This window comes from Acidocella aquatica (genome assembly GCF_030160635.1).
Taxonomy (GTDB): Bacteria; Pseudomonadota; Alphaproteobacteria; order Acetobacterales; family Acetobacteraceae; genus Acidocella; species Acidocella aquatica.
In genome coordinates, this window is record NZ_BSOS01000073.1 from 24,672 (window position 1) to 45,303 (window position 20,632).

The window sequence follows — 20,632 nt, forward strand, 5'->3', positions numbered from 1 at the left end:
CAGGCTCCAGCACCTGGGGGAGAATTGGGGAAAAATTCTGGAGATGGCAAATGCCTGAAGATTTAAAGAACGAGGCCCCTGCCCCGGTCGATCTGGCGGAAATGCGTCTGTTTGACCGTAATCTGCATGCGGCGGAAGCGAAGCTGACGGGGGGGCTCTCCCCCTCGGCGCTGACCGGCGCGGTGATGGACTGGGCCGCCCATATGGTTGACCAACCCGGCCGCCGGGCGGCGCTGGCCCATCAGGCGCTGCGCGATGCCGTGGCGCTCGGGCAATCGCTCCTCGGCGCGCCCCCTGCGGCAATGCCGGCGCCAGATGACCACCGGTTTGATAATCCCGGCTGGAATCATTTCCCGTTTTCCTTCATCGAACAGGGGTTTTTACTTAACGAACGCTGGTGGAAGCTGGCGACAACCGGGGTCAGCGGCGTCACGCGCAGCCATGAGCGTATCATCAGCTTCATGACCCGGCAGGTGCTGGATATGTTCGCCCCCTCGAACATTCCGTTCCTGAATCCAGAGGTGATCGACGCGACAAGGGCGGCGGGCGGTAAAAACCTGCAGCAGGGGTTTAAGAATTTTCTCGAAGACATGGCAGTGGCGGCCCGCCGGAGCCCGCCGCCATTGCCCATGCAGCCGGGACGCGATCTCGCCATCACGCCCGGTCAGGTGGTGCTGCGCAACGAGCTGATCGAACTCATCCAGTACACGCCACGCACGAAAACCGTACGGCCCGAGCCGATCCTCATTGTTCCCGCCTGGATCATGAAATATTACATTCTTGATCTTTCGCCAGGCAATTCGATGATCCGCTACCTGGTTGACCAGGGCTATACTGTGTTCTGCATTTCCTGGCTGAACCCCACCGCCGCGCAGCGCGAACTCCGCCTTGAAGACTACCTGACCAAAGGGATCAAGGCCGCGCTGGATGCCGTGCAGGCGATCAGCGGCGCGGCGAAAATCCATGGTACCGGCTATTGCCTGGGCGGCACCCTGCTCACCATCGCCGCCGCCGCCATGGCCCGCGACGGTGACGAGCGGCTGGCCAGCCTCTCGCTGCTCGCAGCACAAACCGATTTTACCGAGGCCGGGGAGTTGCAGCTTTTCATCAGCGAGGCGCAACTGGCGTTTCTTGATGACCTGATGTGGCAACAAGGCTATCTGGACTCCTCACAGATGGCCGGGGCATTTCAGATGCTGCGCTCCAACGATCTGATCTGGTCGCGCCTCGTGCGGCGATATTACCTGGGCGAGGAAGAACACACCACCGATATGATGTCGTGGAATCTCGATGCCACCCGCATGCCGTACCGGATGCATTCAGAATATCTCTGGCATTTATTCCAGAACAATAATCTGGCGGAGGGCCGCTTCCCGGTCGGGAGCAAGCCCGTCTCCATGCATGATATTTCGGTGCCGTTCTTTGTTGTCGGCACCGAGACCGACCACATTGCGCCGTGGCGCTCGATCCATAAACTGCATCTGCTCAATCCGGGGGATATCACATTCGTGCTCACCTCCGGCGGGCACAATGCCGGCATCATCAGCGAGCCGGGCCACCCGCGCCGCCATTACCGCAGCCTGCGCCACCTGCCGGAAAGTAAATACCACGCGCCCGATGACTGGCTCCAGATTGCGCCCCTCACCGAAGGCTCCTGGTGGCCCGCCTGGGCGGCCTGGCTGGACACGCGTTCCTCCCCCGCGGTGGCGCCGCCCCCCATGGGCAACGCCAAGGCCGGATACAAATGCCTGGAACCGGCGCCCGGGCAATATATTCTGCAAAGGTAGACAACCACCATGCATGCCATGCTCCTGCGGCAACCCGGCGCGGCGCTTGAATGGACAAACCTGCCCGACCGCCAGCCCGGTTATGGCGAGATAAGGGTGAAAATCGGCGCCTGCGGCGTGTGCTGCACCGATCTGCATGTGGTCGACGGCGAGTTGGCGCATCCAAAACGCCCCGTCATCCCGGGGCATGAGATCGTCGGGCGGATCGATGTGCTGGGCGAAGGCGTGGAAGGTCTGCGCCTGGGCGAGCGCGTTGGCATACCCTGGCTCGGGCATACGTGCGGCGTGTGCCCCTATTGCACCAGCGGGCACGAGAACCTGTGTGACGACCCGCTGTTCACCGGCTACACGCGTGACGGCGGCTACGCCACCGCCTGCATCGCCGACGCGCATTACGCCTTTCCCCTGGGCGAGGCGGGCAGCGACGCCTCGCTGGCGCCGCTGCTCTGCGCCGGGCTGATCGGCTGGCGCGCGCTGGTTATCGCCGGCAAGAGCAAAACCCTCGGCCTGTATGGCTTTGGCGCCGCCGCGCATATCCTCGCCCAGGCCGCCCGCTGGCAGGGGCGCGCGGTGTTCGCCTTCACCAAGCCGGGCGACACCAAGGCGCAAGCCTTTGCCAAACGCCTGGGCGCCGCCTGGGTGGGCGGCTCGGATGAAGCACCGCCCGAACCACTGGATGCCGCGATCATTTTCGCCCCCGCCGGCGAGCTTGTGCCGCTGGCGCTGCAGGCCGTGCGCAAGGGCGGGCGCGTGGTGTGCGCGGGCATCCACATGAGCGACATCCCCAGCTTCCCCTACCGGCTGCTCTGGGAGGAGCGGCAACTGCTCTCGGTGGCCAACCTCACCCGCCAGGACGGCATCGATTTTCTGCGCCTGGCGCCGGAAATCGGCATCGTCACGCAAACCACCATCTACCCGCTGCGTCAGGCCAATCAGGCGCTGGATGATCTACGCGCCGGGCGGCTGGAGGGTGCTGCCGTGCTGGTGCCAGCACTGCTGGGGTGAGGCGGGTGGGGGGCCTATGATCTGATCAAGCGTAATAAATTTCTGCAATAATACCATACCACCTGCCCCACGCCACCGCGCTGCCCGCATAAAAAACGGCGCCCCGTGAAGGGCGCCGTTTCAATGTTCAGAGTTTACCGAAAAGCTTTACTCGGAAACGGTCTCGCGCTTGGAGATGTCTTCCCCGGTCGCCTGATCAACCTGCTTCATCGACAGCTTGACCTTGCCGCGGTCATCAAAACCGATGACTTTGACTTTAACGCTATCGCCCTGCTTGACCACGTCGTTGGTTTTCGCAACGCGGGTCGCGGCCAGTTCGGAGATGTGCACGAGGCCATCTTTCGCGCCGAGGAAGTTCACGAAGGCGCCGAAATCGGCGGTCTTCACAACCTTGCCATTGTAGATCACGCCAATTTCCGGTTCGGCGATGATGCCGCGGATCTTGTCGATCGCCGCCTGGATTTTGGTATCGTCGGCAGCGGAGACTTTAACCGCGCCGCTATCGTCGATGTCGATTTTCGCGCCGGTCTGCTCGACGATCTCGCGGATCACCTTGCCGCCGGTGCCGATGATGTCGCGGATCTTGTCCTTGGGCACCTGGATCGTCACGATCTTCGGCGCGTTGGAGGAAACGCCCTCGCGGCCAGAGGTCAGTGCCTTGGCCATTTCGCCCAGGATGTGCAGACGCCCGCCCTTGGCCTGCTCCAGCGCGATTTTCATGATCTCGGGCGTGATGGAGGTGATCTTGATGTCCATCTGCAGCGAGGTCACACCCGCTTCGGTTCCGGCCACCTTGAAGTCCATGTCGCCGAGGTGATCCTCATCGCCCAGAATGTCGGACAACACGGCAAACGCGCGATCTTCCTTGATCAGGCCCATGGCGATGCCCGCAACCGGGCGCGTCAGCGGCACGCCGGCATCCATCAGCGCCAGCGAGGTGCCGCAGACGGTTGCCATCGAGGAGGAGCCGTTGGATTCGGTGATCTCGGAGACGATGCGCAACGTGTAGGGGAAGGCCTCCTTGGTCGGCAGCAGCGGATGCACCGCGCGCCAGGCCAGCTTGCCATGGCCGATTTCGCGGCGGCCGGGCGAGCCCATGCGCCCGGTCTCGCCAACCGAGTACGGAGGGAAGTTGTAGTGCAGCATGAAATGCTCTTTGAACTCGCCTTCCACGGCGTCGATCAACTGCTCATCCTGCGCGGTGCCGAGTGTCGCCACCACCAGCGCCTGGGTCTCGCCACGGGTGAACAGCGCCGAGCCATGGGTGCGCGGCAGCACGCCCACTTCCGCCAGAATCGGGCGCACGGTCTTGGTGTCGCGGCCATCGATGCGCAGGCCGGTGTCCAGGATGTTGTTGCGCACGATGTCGGCTTCCAGCTCCTTGAACAGCCCCTTCGCCTTGTCGGCATCCAGGCCTTCCTCGGTCAGCAGCACGGCGGCGGCTTTTTTGGCGGCGGAAATTTTTTCCTGGCGAACCTGCTTCACGGTTTCGGTATAGGCATCGCGCAGCGGCTGGCGGGCCAGCGCATCAACGCGCGCGGCCAGGGTCTTGGTCTCCTCAGAGACTTCCGGCAGCGGCCACGGGTCTTTCGCGGAATGCTCGGCCAGTTCGATGATCGCCTGGATCACCGGCTGGAACGCGGCATGGCCGAAGGTGACAGCGCCAAGCATCACGTCCTCGGAAAGCTCGGAGGCTTCCGATTCCACCATCAACACACCCTCAACCGTACCGGCCAGAACCAGGTCAAGCTTGCTCTCTTCCTTCTCGGAGGTGGTGGGGTTGAGCACATATTCGCCATTGATGAGGCCAACACGCGCGGCGCCGACCGGGCCGAAGAAGGGAATGCCCGAGATGGTCAGCGCGGCGGAAGCAGCCACCAGCGCCAGAATGTCCGGGTCGTTCTCAAGGTCATGGCTCAGCACGGTCACGATGACCTGCACTTCGTTCTTGTAACCCTGCGGGAACAGCGGGCGGATCGGACGGTCAATCAAGCGGGAAACCAGTGTCTCCTTCTCGGTCGGCCGGCCTTCACGCTTGAAGAAACCGCCCGGAATGCGCCCGGCGGCGAAGAATTTTTCCTGATAATTCACGGTCAGCGGGAAGAAATCCAGGCCCGGCTTGGGGGATTTCGCGCCAACGACGGTGGCCAGCACCACAGTGTCACCATAGGAGGCAACCACGGCGCCGTCGGCCTGGCGCGCGACCTTGCCGGTCTCGAGGATCAGCGTCTTGCCGCCCCATTCCATCTCTTTACGGAAATAACGATCAAACATTTTCAACAACTCCACAAACACGGCAAGCCGGGGGGAGGAAACGCCGAATGAGTGCGCGGTCTACCGGTGGTTAAGCGGCGCCTCGGGCGGCATGGGTCTGGCTGTGAAGGGTGCAAACACGCATCACAGCCACGGACCATGTGGCCGGAAACGCCGCGGGCAATAAACCGGCGGCGGCGCGGATCATCCGGTTGGTTCCCTAAAACCCCGTTCTGCCGCTAGTCTCAACAACATGAGCGGGGCCCAATGCCCCACGCACGAACACGCCCCATGGCGTGTGCGCTGCTCTTACCGGAGTTTTGCCCCCAAGGCTAGGAGGACTTGCGCGCCAGAGCCGTCATGCAGGCCGGCGCGCCAGGGGCGTCATACAGGCCGGCGCGCCAGGGGCGCGACGAACTGCGGCTCGGTGTCCCACGGAAAGAGTATCCATGTATCCTGGCTGACCTCGGTGATGAAGGTATCGGCCATCGGCTTGCCGGCCTCCTTGGCATAAACCGTGGCCAGATGCGCCTTGGGCAGCAGCCCGCGCACCAGTTTGGCCGTTGTGCCGGAATCCACCAGATCATCCACAATCAGCCACCCTTCCCCGTCTCCGGCGGCGGCGGGCGGCTTGGTCACCACCGGCTCACCGGGGTTTTCCTCGTCATAGGTGACAACCGAGACCGTCTCGATCAACCGGCATTCCAGCTCGCGCGCGATAATCGCCGCCGGGATCAGCCCGCCGCGTGTAATCGCGACAATGCCCTTCCATGGCCCGAGTGAGTGCAACCGCCATGCCAGTGCCTTCGCGTCGCGGTGCAACTGGTCCCAGGTAACTGTAAAATAATGTTTTGCCATGCGTTGCGGATAAACAAGGGCTTGCGGATAAACAAGCCCGCGCCGTCCGGCAAAAGCGGCAACGGCACGGGCGTTTCCACCCGTGCCGCGTTAAACTTCAGCCCGCCGCCGGGAGTATCCCCGGCACATCCGGCCGCGGCGGCGCCGCGGTGGGCACGGAGGAGCGGCGCTGGTCGGGCATCGGCTCGTCCACCACCTTGCGCACAATTTTCTCACCACGGATCACCGCCTCGATCTCGTCGCCCGAAAGCGTCTCGTATTCCAGCAGCCCTTGCGCCAGCGACTCCAGATCCGCCCGGCGCTCGGTAAGAATACGCCGCGCCTCGGCATAGGCATGGTCGATGATCGCCTTGATCTCGGTGTCGATCTCGCGGGCGGTGGCTTCCGAGACGTTCTTGTTCTGCGTCACGGAGTGGCCGAGAAACACCTCCTGCCCGTTATCGCCGTATGAGATCATGCCCAGCTTCTCGGACATGCCCCATTCGGTGACCATCCGCCGGGTCATGTCCGTCGCCATTTTAATGTCGCCGGAGGCGCCGTTGGAGACCTTGTCCGGCCCAAACACCAGCTCCTCGGCGGCGCGCCCGCCCATGGCCATGATGAGCTGCTGCAACAGTTTCAGTTTGCTGGTGGAGTAGCGATCCCCTTCGGGCAGCGACATCACCATGCCAAGCGCGCGGCCACGCGGAATGATGGTGGCCTTATGCACCGGGTCGCACTCCGGCAGGGTGATCGAGCAAATCGCATGGCCGCCTTCATGATAGGCGGTCATGCGCTTCTCATCGTCGGACATCACGAGCGAACGCCGTTCCGCGCCCATCATCACCTTGTCTTTGGCGTGCTCGAATTCCGCCATGGCAACCACCCGCTTGCCGATCCGCGCGGCCAGCAGAGCGGCCTCGTTCACCAGATTGGCGAGATCGGCGCCCGAGAAGCCGGGCGTGCCGCGCGCAATCGTCTTCGGGTCCACATCGGAGGCCAGAGGCACCTTGCGCATATGCACCTTGAGAATTTTCTCGCGGCCCAGCACATCCGGGTTGGGCACCACGACCTGCCGGTCAAACCGGCCGGGGCGCAGCAGTGCCGGGTCCAACACGTCCGGCCGGTTGGTGGCGGCGATAAGGATGACACCCTCGTTGGACTCAAACCCGTCCATCTCGACCAGCATCTGGTTCAGCGTCTGCTCGCGCTCATCATTGCCGCCGCCAAGCCCCGCGCCACGATGGCGGCCGACAGCGTCGATTTCGTCAATGAAGATGATGCACGGCGCGTTCTTTTTGCCCTGCTCGAACATGTCACGCACCCGCGAGGCGCCCACACCCACGAACATCTCCACGAAATCAGACCCGGAGATGGTGAAAAACGGCACATTGGCCTCACCCGCGATAGCGCGCGCCAGCAAGGTCTTGCCCGTACCCGGCGGGCCGACAAGCAGGCACCCCTTGGGGATTTTGCCCCCAAGCCGCTGAAATTTCTGCGGGTCACGCAGAAACTCCACAATTTCCTGCAACTCGCTCTTCGCCTCATCAATCCCGGCCACGTCCTCAAAGGTCACCCGCCCCTGCTTCTCGGTCAGCAACCGGGCGCGCGACTTTCCAAAGCCCATCGCGCGGCCCCCGCCGGACTGCATCTGGCGCATGAAGAAGATCCACACCCCGATCAGCAGCAGCATCGGCGCCCAGGAGATCAGCACCTTGAGAATCGGGTTCATGGTGTCGCCTTCAGGCTTGGCGTCCACATGCACATTGGCGGCGATCAGCTTGTCGAGCAGCGAGGGGTCGGCCGGCGCGTAAGTCTCAAACGCCTTGCCATCCTTGGTCGTGCCGGTGATATCATGCCCCGCGATGGTAACATCCTGCACCTGGCTGTTGTTCACCTGATCCAGGAAGCTGGAATAGGCGAGCTGGCTCACCGGGTTGCTCGACGTGCTGGACGGCTGAAATACGTTAAAAAGTACGACCAGAAACAGAGCGACGACCACCCAGAGCGCTATATTTCGACCAAGATTGTTCATCTAGCCTTATCCAATTCTCTTATTAAAAAGCCAACGCCGCTCCGCCACGGCGGTAGAGCGCCATCTCAGATGGGTATTCTGCACCGATTTTGTAGCATTGCACAAATTTATTGCCCGGCGCTGAAGAACGGATGCGGCGCGGCAGGCCCAGGCGGGGTAAACAAAACCGGCGCGGGGAAGCTGAGCGTGCCGTCAACCGCCCGCAAGGCCGGCATCGTGCGCACAACAATTGACGGCAAGGCATTGTAATTTTTATAATTTTTAGAGTCATCCCCCAGCGCGCCCAAACTCTGCCCCGGCGGGGGCGTGGCCTCCAGGGTAAACCGCCGGTCCCATATCGCGCCGCGCCGCGCCGCAACCGGCGGCGCCACACAGGCGGGTTCGCGGGCCAGCAGCCAGCCGGGGCCAAGCCTTCCGGCCGCCAGAATACGCACCCCGCCCAATGTTGCCGGGCGCAGCTTCGCGGCCAGGGCGGCGGTGGCCTGTTGGCCGGGCGGATAAACATTGCCGCCGACCACGCGCAGCAGCGCCGCCAGCGCCGCCAGCGGGGCGCCGGGCGCATCCAATAGCGCGAACCCCTCGGGCCGGAGCGCAGCATGGCGGGCGAGAAACCGCGCGGCCTCCTGCTCGCGCTCCTGCCGGGCGCCGGCATTGGCGGGTTGAACGCCAGCCCCCTCCAGCCGGATACGCACACGCTCAAACTTAGGATTGCGGTTGGAGGGGTCTTCGATCCATTCCATGCCCCGCGCCATGAGGTAGGCGCGCAACGCGGCGGGGGATACATTCAGCAACGGGCGCAGGAGCAAAACATTGTCGCGCGCCGCCCAGGCGGCGATGCCCTCCGCCCCACCCGGGCCGCGCCGCGCGCGCATGGCCACGGTTTCCGCCTGGTCGGCTGCATGGTGCCCCAGCAGCAGGTGCAACCGCCCCTCCGCCTGCGCGGCGCCAGCCAGCGCCGCATACCGCGCGTCACGGGCTTTTTCCTGAACTCCAGGGCCAGAAATTCCAGACAACACAATGATTTTACTTGCAATCCCCCGCGCCGCCAACCGGCTGGCGGTAAGCGCCGACTCGGCGGCTGACTCTGGGCGCAGGCCATGATCAACAATCAGCGCCAGGATGCTTCCCCGGTTTTGCGCCGCCCAATCGCAGGCCAGCAACACCAGCGCGGTACTATCCGCCCCGCCCGATACCGCGGCGGCCAAACGCGGCGCCGCGCCAAACGGACCCAGCCGGGCCATCGCGGCGGCAAAATTTTGCGCCAGCGCGGTGCTGGCGAGGTTCGCCGCTGTTACGAGCAATGCGCCCGGTGGCTCAACGCGTCGATCTTATCCTTCATGCCCGCCGGCGGTGTCGGGAACTGGCTGTTGAGCGAGGAGAGCGTGTCGCAGGCGGCTTCGTTCTGCTTGATATCCGCCAGTGAACTGGCAAGCCCGAATAGTGACTGCGGCGCCCATGTCCCGGTGCGGTTGAGGTTATAGGCATCATCATAGGCGATGGCGGCGGCCTGCGGCTTGCCCTCGGCGGACAAGGACTGCCCCAGCAGATATTGCGCCCGGTAGGCCTGCGGGCTGCCCTTCGCGGTCGAGAGAATGGCATTCGCCGCGGCCTCGGCCGTTGCATAATCATGCCTGGCGTAGGCGGCCAGGCCGTCATGCAGCATAGTCGCGGGCGAGCCGGAAACCGCTGATGCCGGTGGTAGTGGCGCCGGGGCGGCTGGCGCAGGGGGGGCGCTGGTCTGCGGCCCTGGCGCGGCCTGCGGGGTGCCCGGGGTGGCACCCGGGGTGGCGCCGTTGGTCATCTGGAACTTCAGGTCGCCAATTTCTTTCTCGGTCGCGGCATGCTGCGTATCGACCTGATTTTGCAGCGTATCCACCCTGCCGCTGAGCTGCTGCACCTGTGTTTGCAGGTCATTCACCTGGTTAAGCAGGCTGGCGACAATTCCACCGCCTGGCGCGCCGGTGCCGGAAGCCGGTGGCGGCACCGGGGCGGAGGAGTTGCCCAGAGCAGAACCGCCATTGCCGCCGCCGCCCGATTGGAGCTGCTGCACCTGGCTCTGAAGCTGCAAAATCTGGTTTTCCAGGGCAATGCCTTCCTGGCTTTGCACCAGCGGCTGGCCCTGCGCGGCGCCGATCGGCAACATGGAAGCAAATACAGCGAGGGCGAGGAGATTTTGGCGCATATCCGCGGATAATCCTGAACTGTGGCGTTTATCTGGTCCGATATAGCCCTACCGCCTCAAAAAACAAAACCGCCCAAAAACAAAACCGGCGGCGCCTCAACAAAGAGACACCGCCGGATGCTAATTTTCAGACCGCCCCAACCGGAGTTGGGAGGAACCTAAAATTACTTGCAGTTCTGCGGGTTGAAACCCTGAACCGACGTGATGGCGTTACGGTTCTGCTGGTAGGAAGCTTCGTCATTGCCAGCGGCAACCGGGCAATCCTTGCCATAGGAAATCGTGGTCAGGCGCGAAGCGGCAACGCCCTGGGCAACCAGGTAGTCACGCGCGGTGTTCGCGCGGCGCTGAGCCAGCGCCAAGTTGTAGGTCTCGGTGCCGCGCTCGTCGGCGTTACCGGCGACCAGAACGTTGACGCTCGGGTACTTGGCGAGCCAAGCGGCCTGGCGGCCCAGTGTGGCGTCGGAATCGCTGCTCAGGTTCGACTTGTCGAACGCGTAGAACACGCGGTCACCAACGTTGGCGACCAGGTCCTGTTCGCTGCCCGGAACGGCGCCCGTGGAGGCCATGCCAGCGCCAGTGCCGGTGTTGGAGGCGGTGGGGTTGGAAGAGCAGGCTGCCAGCAGGGCAAGGCCGGCGAAAGCGCCCAATGCTTTGAATTTCATATTAAAAAACCGATCCCTGTCCGTGATTAGTGAGCTAAAAATACTTGGTTGCGGAATCCCTATGATTACGCATCCCAAGGGGCCATACTCTGCCATGCGGTGAAGGGTCAAGCACTATAGTTATGCATTTTGTGCGCCTGTGGCCCGATTACACAGGTAGAGATAGTTTATTTTAGCCATGTGGAGAATTTGTGACACCAAGCGGGCGCCAGCGCGCTCCGGCGCTTGACTTTTGGGCGGCAAAAATGTCTGCCCTGCGGCCGGATGGATCAGGTGGACCAAATGCCGGAAAACGACCTTAGCTTATTACAGACCCAGGCTGAATCACGCATCGCCGTGGCTGACAGCGATGCCCTGGAGGAGTTGCGCGTCGCACTCCTCGGCAAGAGCGGCACCCTCACCGCCGCGCTGAAAGCGCTCGGCGCGATGGACCCCGAGGCCCGCAAAGCCCGAGGCGCAGAGCTGAACATTGTAAAAACCGCGCTCACCCAGGCGCTGGCGGCACGCCGCGCGGTGCTGGACGCAGCGGCGCTGGAGGCTCGCCTCGCGGCGGAACGTATTGACGTAACGGCCCCAGTCCGCCCGGAACTCACCGGCGCCATTCACCCGATCAGCCGCACCACCGAGGAGATCGCCGCGATCTTCAGCGCCATGGGTTTTGCCATCAAGGATGGCCCGGACATCGAAAACGACTGGAATAATTTCAGCGCGCTCAACATCGCCGCCCACCACCCCGCCCGCGCGATGATGGATACGTTCTACCTGCAAGGCGGCGAGGTGCTGCGCACGCATACCTCCCCCGTGCAAATTCGCACCATGCTCGATTGGGCGAAGAGCCATTCCACCCAGGCTGACGCACAACCGATTCGCATCATCGTGCCCGGCCGCACCTTCCGCGCCGATCATGACGCCACCCATTCGCCGATGTTCCACCAGACCGAGGGTCTGGTCATCGGGCGCGGCATCACGCTTGGCCACCTGAAAGGCTGCCTGATCGACTTCCTGCGCGCCTTTTTTGATATCCCCTCCCTGCCGGTGCGCCTGCGCGCCAGCTATTTCCCCTTCACCGAGCCTTCCATGGAGGTGGACATCGGCTGGAACCGCAAAACCGGCGAGATCGGCGGCGGCACCGACTGGCTGGAGATCGGCGGCTCAGGCATGGTCCACCCCAACGTGCTGGCCAATTGCGGCATCGACCCTCGTGAATTTCAGGGCTTCGCCTTCGGTGTCGGCATTGAGCGACTGACCATGCTCAAACACGGCATCGCCGATCTGCGCCTGTTCTATGAAAGCGATGTGCGCTGGCTGCGCCATTACGGTTTTGCCGCGCTGAGCCCCGCCATGCTGCATGAAGGAATCTGAGCCATGAAATTCACGCTGTCATGGTTGAAGACCTGGCTCGAAACCGACGCCGCGCTGGAGGACATCCTCACCACCCTCTCGGCCATCGGCCTGGAGGTGGAGGGTGTTGAAAACCGCGCCGCCACGCTGGCGCCTTTCGTCATCGCGCAGGTGATTGAGGCCCTGCCCCACCCCAACGCCGACCGCCTGCGCGCCTGCCGCGTGGATGTGGGCGATGGCGTGGAGCGCTCCGTGGTCTGTGGCGCGCCGAACGCGCGCACCGGGCTGCGCGTGGTGTTCGCCCCGCCGGGCGCTTTCGTGCCTGGCTCGGGCATCACGCTGAAAATCGGTGAAATCCGCGGGGTAAAATCTGAAGGCATGCTCACCAGCTTCAGCGAGCTGGGGCTGGAGGGCGACGGCGAAGGCATCATCGAGCTGCCGGCCGATGCGCCGGTCGGCGCCGGCTACGCTAAATGGGCCGGGCTGGATGAGCCGGTGATCGAAATCGCCGTCACCCCCAACCGTGGCGACGCGCTGAGCGTGCGCGGCGTGGCGCGCGACCTCGCCGCCGCCGGGCTTGGCGTGCTCAAGCCCTTTGCGCCCGCGCCCATCGCCGGGTCCGGCGCCAGCGCCGTTGTGTGGCGCAACGCCTTCCCCGAGGCCTGCCCCTGGGTGCTGGGCCGCACCGTGCGCCATGTGAAAAACGGCGAAAGCCCTGACTGGTTGAAGCAGCGCCTGGAATCGGTCGGCCTGCGCCCGATCAACACGCTGGCCGACATCACCAATTTCTTCACGCACGACCTCGGCCGCCCGCTGCATGTGTTTGACGCTGATAAGGTCGCGGGCGGCTTCCTGGAGCTGCGCCGCGGCAATGGCGAAAGCTTCACCGGCCTGCACGGCAAGGAGGTGAAGGCCGGTGCGGAGGATTGCATCATCGCCGATGCGGCGGGCGTGCAATCGCTGGCGGGCATCGTCGGCGGCGAGGCCACCGGCTGCGATGAGGCCACCACCAGCGTGTTCATCGAATGCGCCTTGTTTGACCGCGTGAAAATCGCCCAAACCGGCCAGCGCACCGGCATCTTCTCCGACGCGCGGCAGCGCTTTGAGCGCGGGATCGACTCTCAGCTTCTGCCCCAGGCGCTGGACGCCGCGACCGCCATGATAATCGAACTCTGCGGCGGCGAGGCCAGTGAAATTTCCGAAGGCGGCGCCCGGCCGGACTGGTCGCGCACGGCAAAACTGCGCTTCGAGCGCATCAGCAGCTTCGGCGGCTCGGACATCGGCCCCGATGAAGCCGTCGCCTCGCTGGAACGCCTCGGCTTTGGCGTGCGCGCGCGCGATGCGGCGAGCGTCACCCTCGCCGTGCCAAGCTGGCGCAACGATGTGGCGCAGCCCCCCGCGCTAGACCAGGCGGATGTCCCCGGCGCGGCGCAGGCCGCCATCGGCGCCGCCGAGATCGAGCCGGAGGTGGATCTCATCGAGGAAGTGCTGCGCCTGAAGGGCATGGACGCCATCACCCCGGTCTCGCTGCCGGTTGAAGGGCTCATCCAGGCGCCGATCTATACCCCAAAACAGGCCCGCACCGCTTTGGCGCGCCGCGTGCTGGCATCGCGCGGCCTGCTGGAGGCAGTGACCTTCAGCTTCCTCGACCATGAGACCGCCGCGCTGTTCGGCGGCGCGCCCGAGAGCCTGCGCCTCGCCAACCCCATCGCCGCCGACCTCGACCAGATGCGCCCGACCGCGCTCGCCACCCTCTCCCTGGCCGCCGCACGCAACGTGGCGCGCGGCTTTGGCGACCTCGGCCTGTTCGAGATCGGCCCGGCCTATGCCGCCGACACCTCCCAGGCGCTGGTGGCCGCCGGCCTGCGCGTGGGCGAGACCCCGCTCTCCGCCCTCGCGCCCGCGCGCAAATTCGATGCGCTGGACGCCAAGGCCGACGCCATCGCGGTGCTGAGCGCGCTCGGCGTGCCGATGGAGGGGGTGACCACCACCCCCGGCGGCGCCAGCTTCTACCACCCCGGCCAGTGCGGCACGCTGCGCCAGGGGCCTAAAACCATCCTCGCCGCCTTCGGCACGCTGCACCCGGCCTTATGCGCCAGGCTCGACCTGCCACTGGGCGCAATCGCGTTCGAGATTTTCCTCGACGCCATCGCCGAGCCCAAGCGCCGCAAAAAAGCCGCCCCGGTGCTGCCCGCCTTCCAACCCATCCGCCGCGACTTCGCCTTTTTGGTCAGCACCGAAACCCCGGCCGAGACGCTGCTGCGCGCCGCCAAGGGGGCTGAGCGCAACCTCATCACCCATGTGGCGCTGTTTGACCGCTACCAGGGCAAGGGCGTGCCGGAGGGCCAGGTCTCGCTGGCTATCGCGGTGACCATCCAGCCGGTGGAGAAGAGTTTCTCCGAGGCCGAGCTGGACGCGATTTCAGCGAAAATCGTCGCCGAGGTCGGCAAAAAAACCGGCGGGGTGCTGCGGGGTTAGAGCGTTCCCCGCAGCAACGCATACACCCGCAGCGCCGAGGCCAGCGGCCGCTCGGGCGTGCGCGCCGCGTCAATGCGCGTCACCAATGCCGCCAGTGTCAGGTTTTCCCCCGCCGCAAGCGCCGTCAGCGCCGCCCAGAATTCTGGCTCCAGCGCAATGCTGGTGCGGTGGCCTGAGAGGCTAAGACTTCTTTTTTCGAGCATTTTCCAGGGCATTTACCACAGTATACAGCAGCGCCGGCAGAAAAAACGAAGTCGCGATCAACACCGCCAACAGGCTGATGAGCAGTAAAACCCCCATGCTCGCCGTGCCGCGGTCATGCGAGGCGGCCAATGTGCCAAAGGCGGTCCCGGTCGTCAGGGCAGAGAACAACACGGCATGGGCCGTCGCCGAGGAGAGGAATTTGCGCATGCCCATGCGGAAATTCATCACGAAATACACATTGAACGACACGCCGACGCCAAGCAGCAGCGGCAGCGCGATGATGTTGGCATAGTTGATCGACAGGCCGATAATCTTGGCAAACAGCGCCGTCAGCAGAATGGACATCCCCAGCGTCGCCAGCACCAGCAGCGGGCCGCGAAGATTACGGAACACCAGCAGCAATATGACCATGATGGCGAGGAAGGCCAGCAATGCCGCCTCGCGGAACGAATTCAGGATCGTCTGCGCGGTGGCGATGGTTGAAATCGCCGGGCCACCGGCATCGGGCGCGATCGCCAGCACGGCCTTGGTAAACTGCCGCAGCCCGGCGGTCGTTTGCGCCGCACCATCGGGCAGCGCCTCAACCCGCACCTGCCCGTTGGGCAGAAACCAATCGGCCGCCACCGATTTCGGCAGGCTCTGAACCGTAATCGGCGCCGCGTTCAGGCTGGCAGTCAGCTGCGCGAGTTCCCCCGGCAAAAAGCGCGTGAGCGCCGCGTTCATCGCCATCAGCTGCGCATCGCTACAGCCCTCCAGCTTCACCATCGTGGCGGCCAGGGCCAGCAGCGGCGAATCCTTCGGCAGTTGCGGCGCCACACCCGCAATCGCCTGCTGCGTTTTCACCAAGGCGGCGCGAATGTCCGCCGCGCCAACCGGCGTGGCCGGCGGCGTGGCGGCGGCCAGCAGCGTCGGCGCCAGAATATTGCGCGCCTGTGCCAGCATGGCCAGTTTCTGGTCCTGGTCCTCGGGCACGAAGGTTGCGCCCGAAATGACGCCAGCGACCTGCGGCAGCGCGGCGAGTTTGGCCCCCAGCGCCCGCGCGGCGGCGAGGTTGGGCGTCAGCGCATCGGCATAGAACGGGTTGGTCGCCGGGTTGGCGAGCAGCGTGCTCAGCGTGCGCATGCTCTCGGTGTTCGGGTCCTTGGTGTTCAGCGGGTTGGCATCAAACCCGATGGTCGCGGCAGCCCCGGCCCCCGCCAGCCCCAGCACCGCGAACACCATCAGCACGCCACGGCGGCGTTTTTGCAAAAACCCGTCCATCTGCTCGCCATAAGGCAGGCCGAGCTGCATCTTGTTCGTGCGCGGCGAAAACACCCGCAGCAGCGCCGGCAAAAACGTGATGGTGCAGAGCAGGGCGATCAGCATCCCAGCCCCGGCGATGATGCCCAGCTCCGCGACCCCGATGAACGAGGTGGGAGCAAAGGCAAAAAACCCGCAGGAGGTAGCCACGGCGGCAAGCGCGATCTGCCCGCCGGCCTCGCGCGCGGTGCGCGGAATCGCATCGGAGAGTTCGCTTGAGACAAGGTTCACATCACGCAGCCGCACGCAGAACTGAATGGCGAAATCCACCGCCAGGCCGATGAACAATATCGCGAACGCCACCGAGATCAGATTCAGCACGCCGATGAAAACCGCCGCGAAGCTGATGGTCAGCGCCAGCCCCAGCACCAGTGTCAGCAATATCGGCACGATCAGCCGCCACGAACGCACCGCCAGAAACAGCCAGAGCGCGATCAGCAACACGCTGATGATGCCGCCGGTGAGCAGCCCCTGCGTCAGCGAGGCGAATTCTTCATCCGAAAGCGGAATTTGCCCGGTATAATCCACGGTGGCGCGGCCCGCGCGCACATCCGGCAGGGTCGCGGCGATGCGCATAAGCGCCGCCGTGGCCACCCCACCCGGTTGCAACGTGCCCTGATCCAGCACCGGATGCGCCAGCACGAACTCGCCGTCACCATTGCCGATATTGCCGCCAATGAGCGACTGCCACGAGAGCGGCACCGGCTTCCCCGCGGCCGCCGCCTGCAAATTACGCTGCACACTCTTGAGCGCGCCATCATAGGGGGTCAGGTTCGCCCCCGCCTGCACACCCTGGGCGATCAGCGCCAGCCCGTTCAGCAACCCGCGCGCCGAGGGGTCGGCCGCCAGCTGGCCGAGAAAAGGCTGTGCCGCGACGATGCTGGTCAGCAGCTTGGCCAATTGGTCCGGCGGCAGCAGTAACAACCCCTCGCGGCTGTAGAAATCATCCCCCGCCGGATAGCTGGAGTCGTTGAAATTCGTTTTGTCCGCCGCCAGGGCGGCATTCAGCGCGGCGGCGGTCTCCTTCGCCTCCTCCGGCGTGGCGGCGCGCACCACGGCGACGATCAGCCGGTCAAACTGCGGAAAATTCTGGCTCTCGCGGATATCCGCCTGCCGCCAGGGCAGCGAGCGGGCAAACAGATTGTCGGTGTCGGTGTCGATGCGCAGATGCTGCGCGGCATAAGCCAGACCGGCCCCGGCCAGCATTACCGAAGCAATGATGGTAAGCCAGGCACGCCGCCGCGCGGCGCTCACAATGGTGACAATCGGGCGCACGGCTTACTCCTTCCGAATCGACCGCCTAGAACCCCAGCCCGGCCATGACCAGACGGCCGTAGATATCCGAGAGCACGAATTGCAGCGCCTGCAGCAGCAAAATGGCGATCACCGGGGAAATATCGACGTTACCGAAAGCCGGTATATGGCGCCGGATGGGGTTGAGCACCGGGTTGGTGACGCGGTCGAGGAAATCGGCAACCGTGTTGACGAATTGGCTGCGGTGATTAACCACCCCAAAAGACAGCAGGATACTCATTACCGCAGCCGCGATGATGGCCAGAACCATCAGATGGATCAGCTCGCCGGCTAGCCAGAAGATCGCGAACAACATTTTTGGTCCCCAGTGATTACATACGCGCATGAGTAACGGCGCGCAGACGCCGTGGCAATGTTAACGGCATTCGCCGTCGTAAGGTTAACGGCAGTTGACTTGCGCCCGCGAATGCGCGATGCCGCCCCCGGATGGACCCGGTTCACATTTATGGTCACGGGGCTGTAGCTCAGTTGGTAGAGCGCGTCGTTCGCAATGACGAGGTCTGGGGTTCGATTCCCCACAGCTCCACCATGAACCCAACCTTAGCCGCCCGATTCAGACTACGCGCTGCCGCGCTTCATCATCGGGAGGCACGAATTTTCCTAGCCGCCCGATTCAGACTACGCGCTGCCGCGCTTCATCATCGGGAGGCACGAACTTCATGAACGATCCCACCAGAGAATCGGCCTTTGCCCTTTTGCAGGCGGTGCTGACCAAAAACACCTCGCTCGACGCGGCGCTGGATGCCCTGCCCCCGCTGGACTCGCGCGACCGCGCCGCCGCCCACCGTCTGGCCGCCTGCGTGCTGCGCCACGCCGGCACGCTGGACGCGGTGCTGGAACCCTTTCTGCTCCGCCAGCCGCCGCAGCCGGTGCGTCATATCCTCTGGCTCGGCGCTGCCGCTTTCCTGCTGCTCGGCGCCCCCGCGCACGCGGCGGTAGGCACCGCGGTTGATCTGGCGCGGGCCAAAAAACTGGCGCCCTTCGCCGGGCTGGTGAACGCGGTGCTGCGCAAGGTCGCCGCCGCCGGACCAGCGGCACTGGATGGGCTGGACATGCCCCGCCTCGACACCCCCGCCTGGGCCTGGGCCAGCTGGGGTAAAAACGCGCGGGCCATTGCCGCCGCGCACGCGGCCGAGGCGCCTTTGGATGTTTCGGCCAAGCCCGGCTTTACGCTTGCGGGCGGCGAACTCCTGCCCACCGGCTCGGTGCGCTTCCCCGCCGGCACCAGCGTGCCCGAGCTGCCCGGTTTTTCCACCGGCGATATATGGATACAGGACGCCGCGGCGGCACTCCCCGCCAAACTGCTCGCCCCCCAGCCGGGCGAGCGGGTGCTTGACCTCTGCGCAGCCCCCGGCGGCAAAACCGCGCAACTGGCCGCAGCCGGCGCGCTGGTGACGGCCGTGGAGCGAGACCAGGCCCGCATGGGCACGCTCAAGGGCAACCTCTCACGCCTCGGCCTCAACGTGGACTGCGTGCTGGCCGACGCCACCACCTGGCGCCCGGCGCAAAAATTCACGGCCATATTGCTGGACGCGCCCTGCAGCGCCACCGGCACCATCCGCCGCCACCCGGACCTGTTGCACCTGCGCAAGCCGCGCGACATCCAATCCCTCACCCAGGCGCAGGATGCATTGCTGGACGCGGCAGCCCAAATGCTCGCCCCCGGCGGGCGGCTCATCTATGCCGTATGCTCATTGCAGCCCGAGGAAGGTGCGGCGCGAATCGACGCCGCCTGCGCCCGCCTCGGCCTGCGCCGCGCCCCCTTAAGCCTGCCCGAACTGCCCGAGGCGGTGACCCCGCAGGGTGATGTGCGCACGCATCCGGGCATGTGGCCGCAACACGGCGGGCTGGATGGGTTTTTCATCGCCCGGCTGGTCCATGCCACCAGCAGCAGCACGCAGGACGATGACATCGTGGAATGCAGCTCCCCGCCCTGCATGCTGGGAGAGCTGGGGCCGGAGTTCTCAGGCGCGGGCGGGTAATACCTCACATGGAGGAGCCTGCCGCAAAAAAAACCATTCCCTCCGGCATTTGGGCCCTCGGCTTTGTCTCGCTGCTCATGGACATCTCATCGGAGATGATCCACGCGCTGCTGCCCGTGTATCTCGTCACCGTCATGGGCGCCTCAATGGAGATGCTTGGCACCATCGAGGGCATCGCCGAGGCCACCGCCTCCATCGTCAAAATATTCTCCGGCGCGCTCTCTGACTGGCTGGGCAAGCGCAAGCTGATCGTGGCAACCGGCTATGGTCTCGCGGCCCTGACCAAGCCGTTATTTCCCCTTGCCTCGTCATTGGGCTGGGTGGTGGCCGCCCGTTTCATTGACCGCGTTGGCAAAGGCATTCGCGGCGCGCCGCGCGATGCGCTCCTGGCCGATCTGGCGCCCGCGCATATCCGCGGCGCGGCATTCGGGTTGCGCAAGTCGCTTGACCTGACAGGCTCCTTCGCCGGGCCGTTGCTGGCGATTTTCTTCATGTGGCTGATGTCCAACCATTTCCGGGCGGTGTTCTGGGTGGCGGTGATCCCGGCGTTTCTCTCCTTCGGCCTCATCATGTTCGTGGTGCGCGAACCGCCGCACGCGGCCCCATTGCGCAAACCCAGATTCCCCCTCAACCCCTCCGAGCTTGCCCGCCTCCAGCAAAACTACTGGCTGGTGGTCAGCGCCGCCACGGTGTTCACCCTGGCGCAGTTCAGCACCGCGTTTCTCATCCTGCGGGCGAAGGCCGAGGGCCTGCCCCTGGTGCTGATCCCCCTGGTGCTGGTTGTGATGAACATCGTCTCGGCGCTGGCGGCGCTGCCGGTGGGTATTCTCTCCGACCGCGTCAACCGCCTCACCCTGCTGATCTTCGGCTTTGCCATGCTCATCGCGGCGGATCTTGTTCTGGCATTCACGGGCGGCCTCGGCGGCGTGGGGCTTGGCATCGTTTTATGGGGGTTGCACCTGGGTTTCACCGAGGGCCTGCTTGACACTCTGGTCGCCGACACCGCGGCGCCGGACCTGCGCGGCACCGCCTATGGCGTGTTCAACCTTGCCTCCGGGCTGGCGCTGCTGGCCGCGAGCGTAATGGCCGGCGCGCTTTGGCAGCTGCTCGGCCCACAGGCAACCTTCCTCGCGGGCGCGCTCTTCACGCTGCTGGCGCTGCTGGGGTTGATCGGGATACGCCTGCGGATACCCGGCCTCGGTATGTTGCGTTAAACCAATGAAGTTGATCGTAAAACATACGCTAGAGCGTGA

At 64.7% G+C, this 20,632-nt stretch carries 15 protein-coding genes and 1 tRNA gene; 7 read left to right on the top strand and 9 right to left on the bottom strand.

The genetic code is table 11. From position 1 onward, the window contains the following. The first annotated feature begins 50 nt into the window (after window positions 1-50). Entirely contained in the window at window positions 51-1,787 is a 1,737-nt protein-coding gene (locus QQJ84_RS13015) for a PHA/PHB synthase family protein (protein WP_284258685.1), read from the top strand. 9 nt (window positions 1,788-1,796) lie between these two features. Then, window positions 1,797-2,792, top strand: coding sequence for a zinc-dependent alcohol dehydrogenase family protein (locus QQJ84_RS13020; RefSeq protein ID WP_284258686.1), 996 nt, complete (start codon window positions 1,797-1,799; stop codon window positions 2,790-2,792). Between the two features lie 147 nt (window positions 2,793-2,939). Here the strand turns inward: QQJ84_RS13020 and pnp are convergent, their stop codons facing one another. The 6 genes from pnp to QQJ84_RS13050 form a co-directional block, all read right to left on the bottom strand. Next, window positions 2,940-5,066, bottom strand: coding sequence for a polyribonucleotide nucleotidyltransferase (gene pnp, locus QQJ84_RS13025; protein ID WP_284258687.1), 2,127 nt, complete (start codon window positions 5,064-5,066; stop codon window positions 2,940-2,942). A gap of 363 nt (window positions 5,067-5,429) precedes the next feature. Further along, on the bottom strand, window positions 5,430-5,903 hold the full coding sequence (gene gpt / locus QQJ84_RS13030) for a xanthine phosphoribosyltransferase (RefSeq protein WP_284258688.1): 474 nt from the start codon (window positions 5,901-5,903) through the stop codon (window positions 5,430-5,432). Window positions 5,904-6,000: 97 nt separating this feature from the next. Then, the gene (gene ftsH / locus QQJ84_RS13035) at window positions 6,001-7,917 is read right to left on the bottom strand and encodes an ATP-dependent zinc metalloprotease FtsH (protein ID WP_284258689.1); all 1,917 of its coding nucleotides are present in this window, start codon (window positions 7,915-7,917) and stop codon (window positions 6,001-6,003) included. Window positions 7,918-8,024: 107 nt separating this feature from the next. Then, window positions 8,025-9,218, bottom strand: coding sequence for a tRNA lysidine(34) synthetase TilS (gene tilS / locus QQJ84_RS13040; protein WP_284258692.1), 1,194 nt, complete (start codon window positions 9,216-9,218; stop codon window positions 8,025-8,027). Next, window positions 9,209-10,099: a tetratricopeptide repeat protein gene (locus tag QQJ84_RS13045; protein ID WP_284258694.1), complete on the bottom strand. Its 891-nt coding sequence runs from the start codon at window positions 10,097-10,099 to the stop codon at window positions 9,209-9,211. Before QQJ84_RS13045 ends, tilS begins: the two co-directional genes overlap by 10 nt. A 164-nt stretch (window positions 10,100-10,263) precedes the next feature. Continuing rightward, a complete protein-coding gene (locus tag QQJ84_RS13050) occupies window positions 10,264-10,761 on the bottom strand; it encodes an OmpA family protein (RefSeq protein ID WP_284258695.1) in 498 nt (165 codons plus the stop codon). A 282-nt stretch (window positions 10,762-11,043) separates the two neighbouring features. Here QQJ84_RS13050 and pheS point away from each other — a divergent pair, with 282 nt between their 5' ends. Next, window positions 11,044-12,123, top strand: coding sequence for a phenylalanine--tRNA ligase subunit alpha (gene pheS, locus QQJ84_RS13055; protein ID WP_284258696.1), 1,080 nt, complete (start codon window positions 11,044-11,046; stop codon window positions 12,121-12,123). Window positions 12,124-12,126: 3 nt separating this feature from the next. Beyond that, on the top strand, window positions 12,127-14,580 hold the full coding sequence (gene pheT / locus QQJ84_RS13060) for a phenylalanine--tRNA ligase subunit beta (protein WP_284258697.1): 2,454 nt from the start codon (window positions 12,127-12,129) through the stop codon (window positions 14,578-14,580). Here the strand turns inward: pheT and QQJ84_RS13065 are convergent. From QQJ84_RS13065 to QQJ84_RS13075, 3 genes are read right to left on the bottom strand one after another with little or no spacing between them, the layout of a single operon-like run. Next, window positions 14,577-14,783 carry a ribbon-helix-helix domain-containing protein gene (locus QQJ84_RS13065; protein WP_284258699.1) on the bottom strand — a complete coding sequence of 69 codons (207 nt, stop codon included), beginning with the start codon at window positions 14,781-14,783 and terminating at the stop codon, window positions 14,577-14,579. The two genes, pheT and QQJ84_RS13065, sit on opposite strands and share 4 nt — an antisense overlap. Next, the gene (locus tag QQJ84_RS13070; protein WP_284258700.1) at window positions 14,761-17,358 is read right to left on the bottom strand and encodes an MMPL family transporter; all 2,598 of its coding nucleotides are present in this window, start codon (window positions 17,356-17,358) and stop codon (window positions 14,761-14,763) included. Before QQJ84_RS13070 ends, QQJ84_RS13065 begins: the two co-directional genes overlap by 23 nt. 25 nt (window positions 17,359-17,383) lie before the next feature. After that, window positions 17,384-17,692 (bottom strand): YggT family protein, encoded by a 309-nt coding sequence (locus QQJ84_RS13075; RefSeq protein WP_284258701.1) that lies wholly within the window; start codon window positions 17,690-17,692, stop codon window positions 17,384-17,386. Between the two features lie 158 nt (window positions 17,693-17,850). Between QQJ84_RS13075 and QQJ84_RS13080 the strand changes: the two genes are divergently transcribed. The 3 genes from QQJ84_RS13080 to QQJ84_RS13090 all read left to right on the top strand — a co-directional run bounded on the left by QQJ84_RS13080 (window position 17,851) and on the right by QQJ84_RS13090 (window position 20,593). Continuing rightward, window positions 17,851-17,926 (top strand) — tRNA-Ala (locus QQJ84_RS13080). A gap of 130 nt (window positions 17,927-18,056) precedes the next feature. Next, complete coding sequence (locus tag QQJ84_RS13085; protein WP_284258702.1) at window positions 18,057-19,379, top strand: RsmB/NOP family class I SAM-dependent RNA methyltransferase; 1,323 nt, start codon at window positions 18,057-18,059, stop codon at window positions 19,377-19,379. A gap of 8 nt (window positions 19,380-19,387) precedes the next feature. After that, a complete protein-coding gene (locus tag QQJ84_RS13090) occupies window positions 19,388-20,593 on the top strand; it encodes an MFS transporter (protein ID WP_284258703.1) in 1,206 nt (401 codons plus the stop codon). Window positions 20,594-20,632 lie beyond the last annotated feature (39 nt).

Excerpts from the sequence above, each read along its gene's own strand:
- QQJ84_RS13015 (WP_284258685.1), top strand. The coding sequence starts at position 51 with ATGCCTGAAGATTTAAAGAACGAGGCCCCTGCCCCGGTCGATCTGGCG.
- QQJ84_RS13020 (WP_284258686.1), top strand. The coding sequence starts at position 1,797 with ATGCATGCCATGCTCCTGCGGCAACCCGGCGCGGCGCTTGAATGGACA.
- pnp (WP_284258687.1), bottom strand. The coding sequence starts at position 5,066 with ATGTTTGATCGTTATTTCCGTAAAGAGATGGAATGGGGCGGCAAGACG.
- gpt (WP_284258688.1), bottom strand. The coding sequence starts at position 5,903 with ATGGCAAAACATTATTTTACAGTTACCTGGGACCAGTTGCACCGCGAC.
- ftsH (WP_284258689.1), bottom strand. The coding sequence starts at position 7,917 with ATGAACAATCTTGGTCGAAATATAGCGCTCTGGGTGGTCGTCGCTCTG.
- QQJ84_RS13045 (WP_284258694.1), bottom strand. The coding sequence starts at position 10,099 with ATGCGCCAAAATCTCCTCGCCCTCGCTGTATTTGCTTCCATGTTGCCG.
- QQJ84_RS13050 (WP_284258695.1), bottom strand. The coding sequence starts at position 10,761 with ATGAAATTCAAAGCATTGGGCGCTTTCGCCGGCCTTGCCCTGCTGGCA.
- pheS (WP_284258696.1), top strand. The coding sequence starts at position 11,044 with ATGCCGGAAAACGACCTTAGCTTATTACAGACCCAGGCTGAATCACGC.
- pheT (WP_284258697.1), top strand. The coding sequence starts at position 12,127 with ATGAAATTCACGCTGTCATGGTTGAAGACCTGGCTCGAAACCGACGCC.
- QQJ84_RS13065 (WP_284258699.1), bottom strand. The coding sequence starts at position 14,783 with ATGCTCGAAAAAAGAAGTCTTAGCCTCTCAGGCCACCGCACCAGCATT.
- QQJ84_RS13075 (WP_284258701.1), bottom strand. The coding sequence starts at position 17,692 with ATGTTGTTCGCGATCTTCTGGCTAGCCGGCGAGCTGATCCATCTGATG.
- QQJ84_RS13085 (WP_284258702.1), top strand. The coding sequence starts at position 18,057 with ATGAACGATCCCACCAGAGAATCGGCCTTTGCCCTTTTGCAGGCGGTG.
- QQJ84_RS13090 (WP_284258703.1), top strand. The coding sequence starts at position 19,388 with ATGGAGGAGCCTGCCGCAAAAAAAACCATTCCCTCCGGCATTTGGGCC.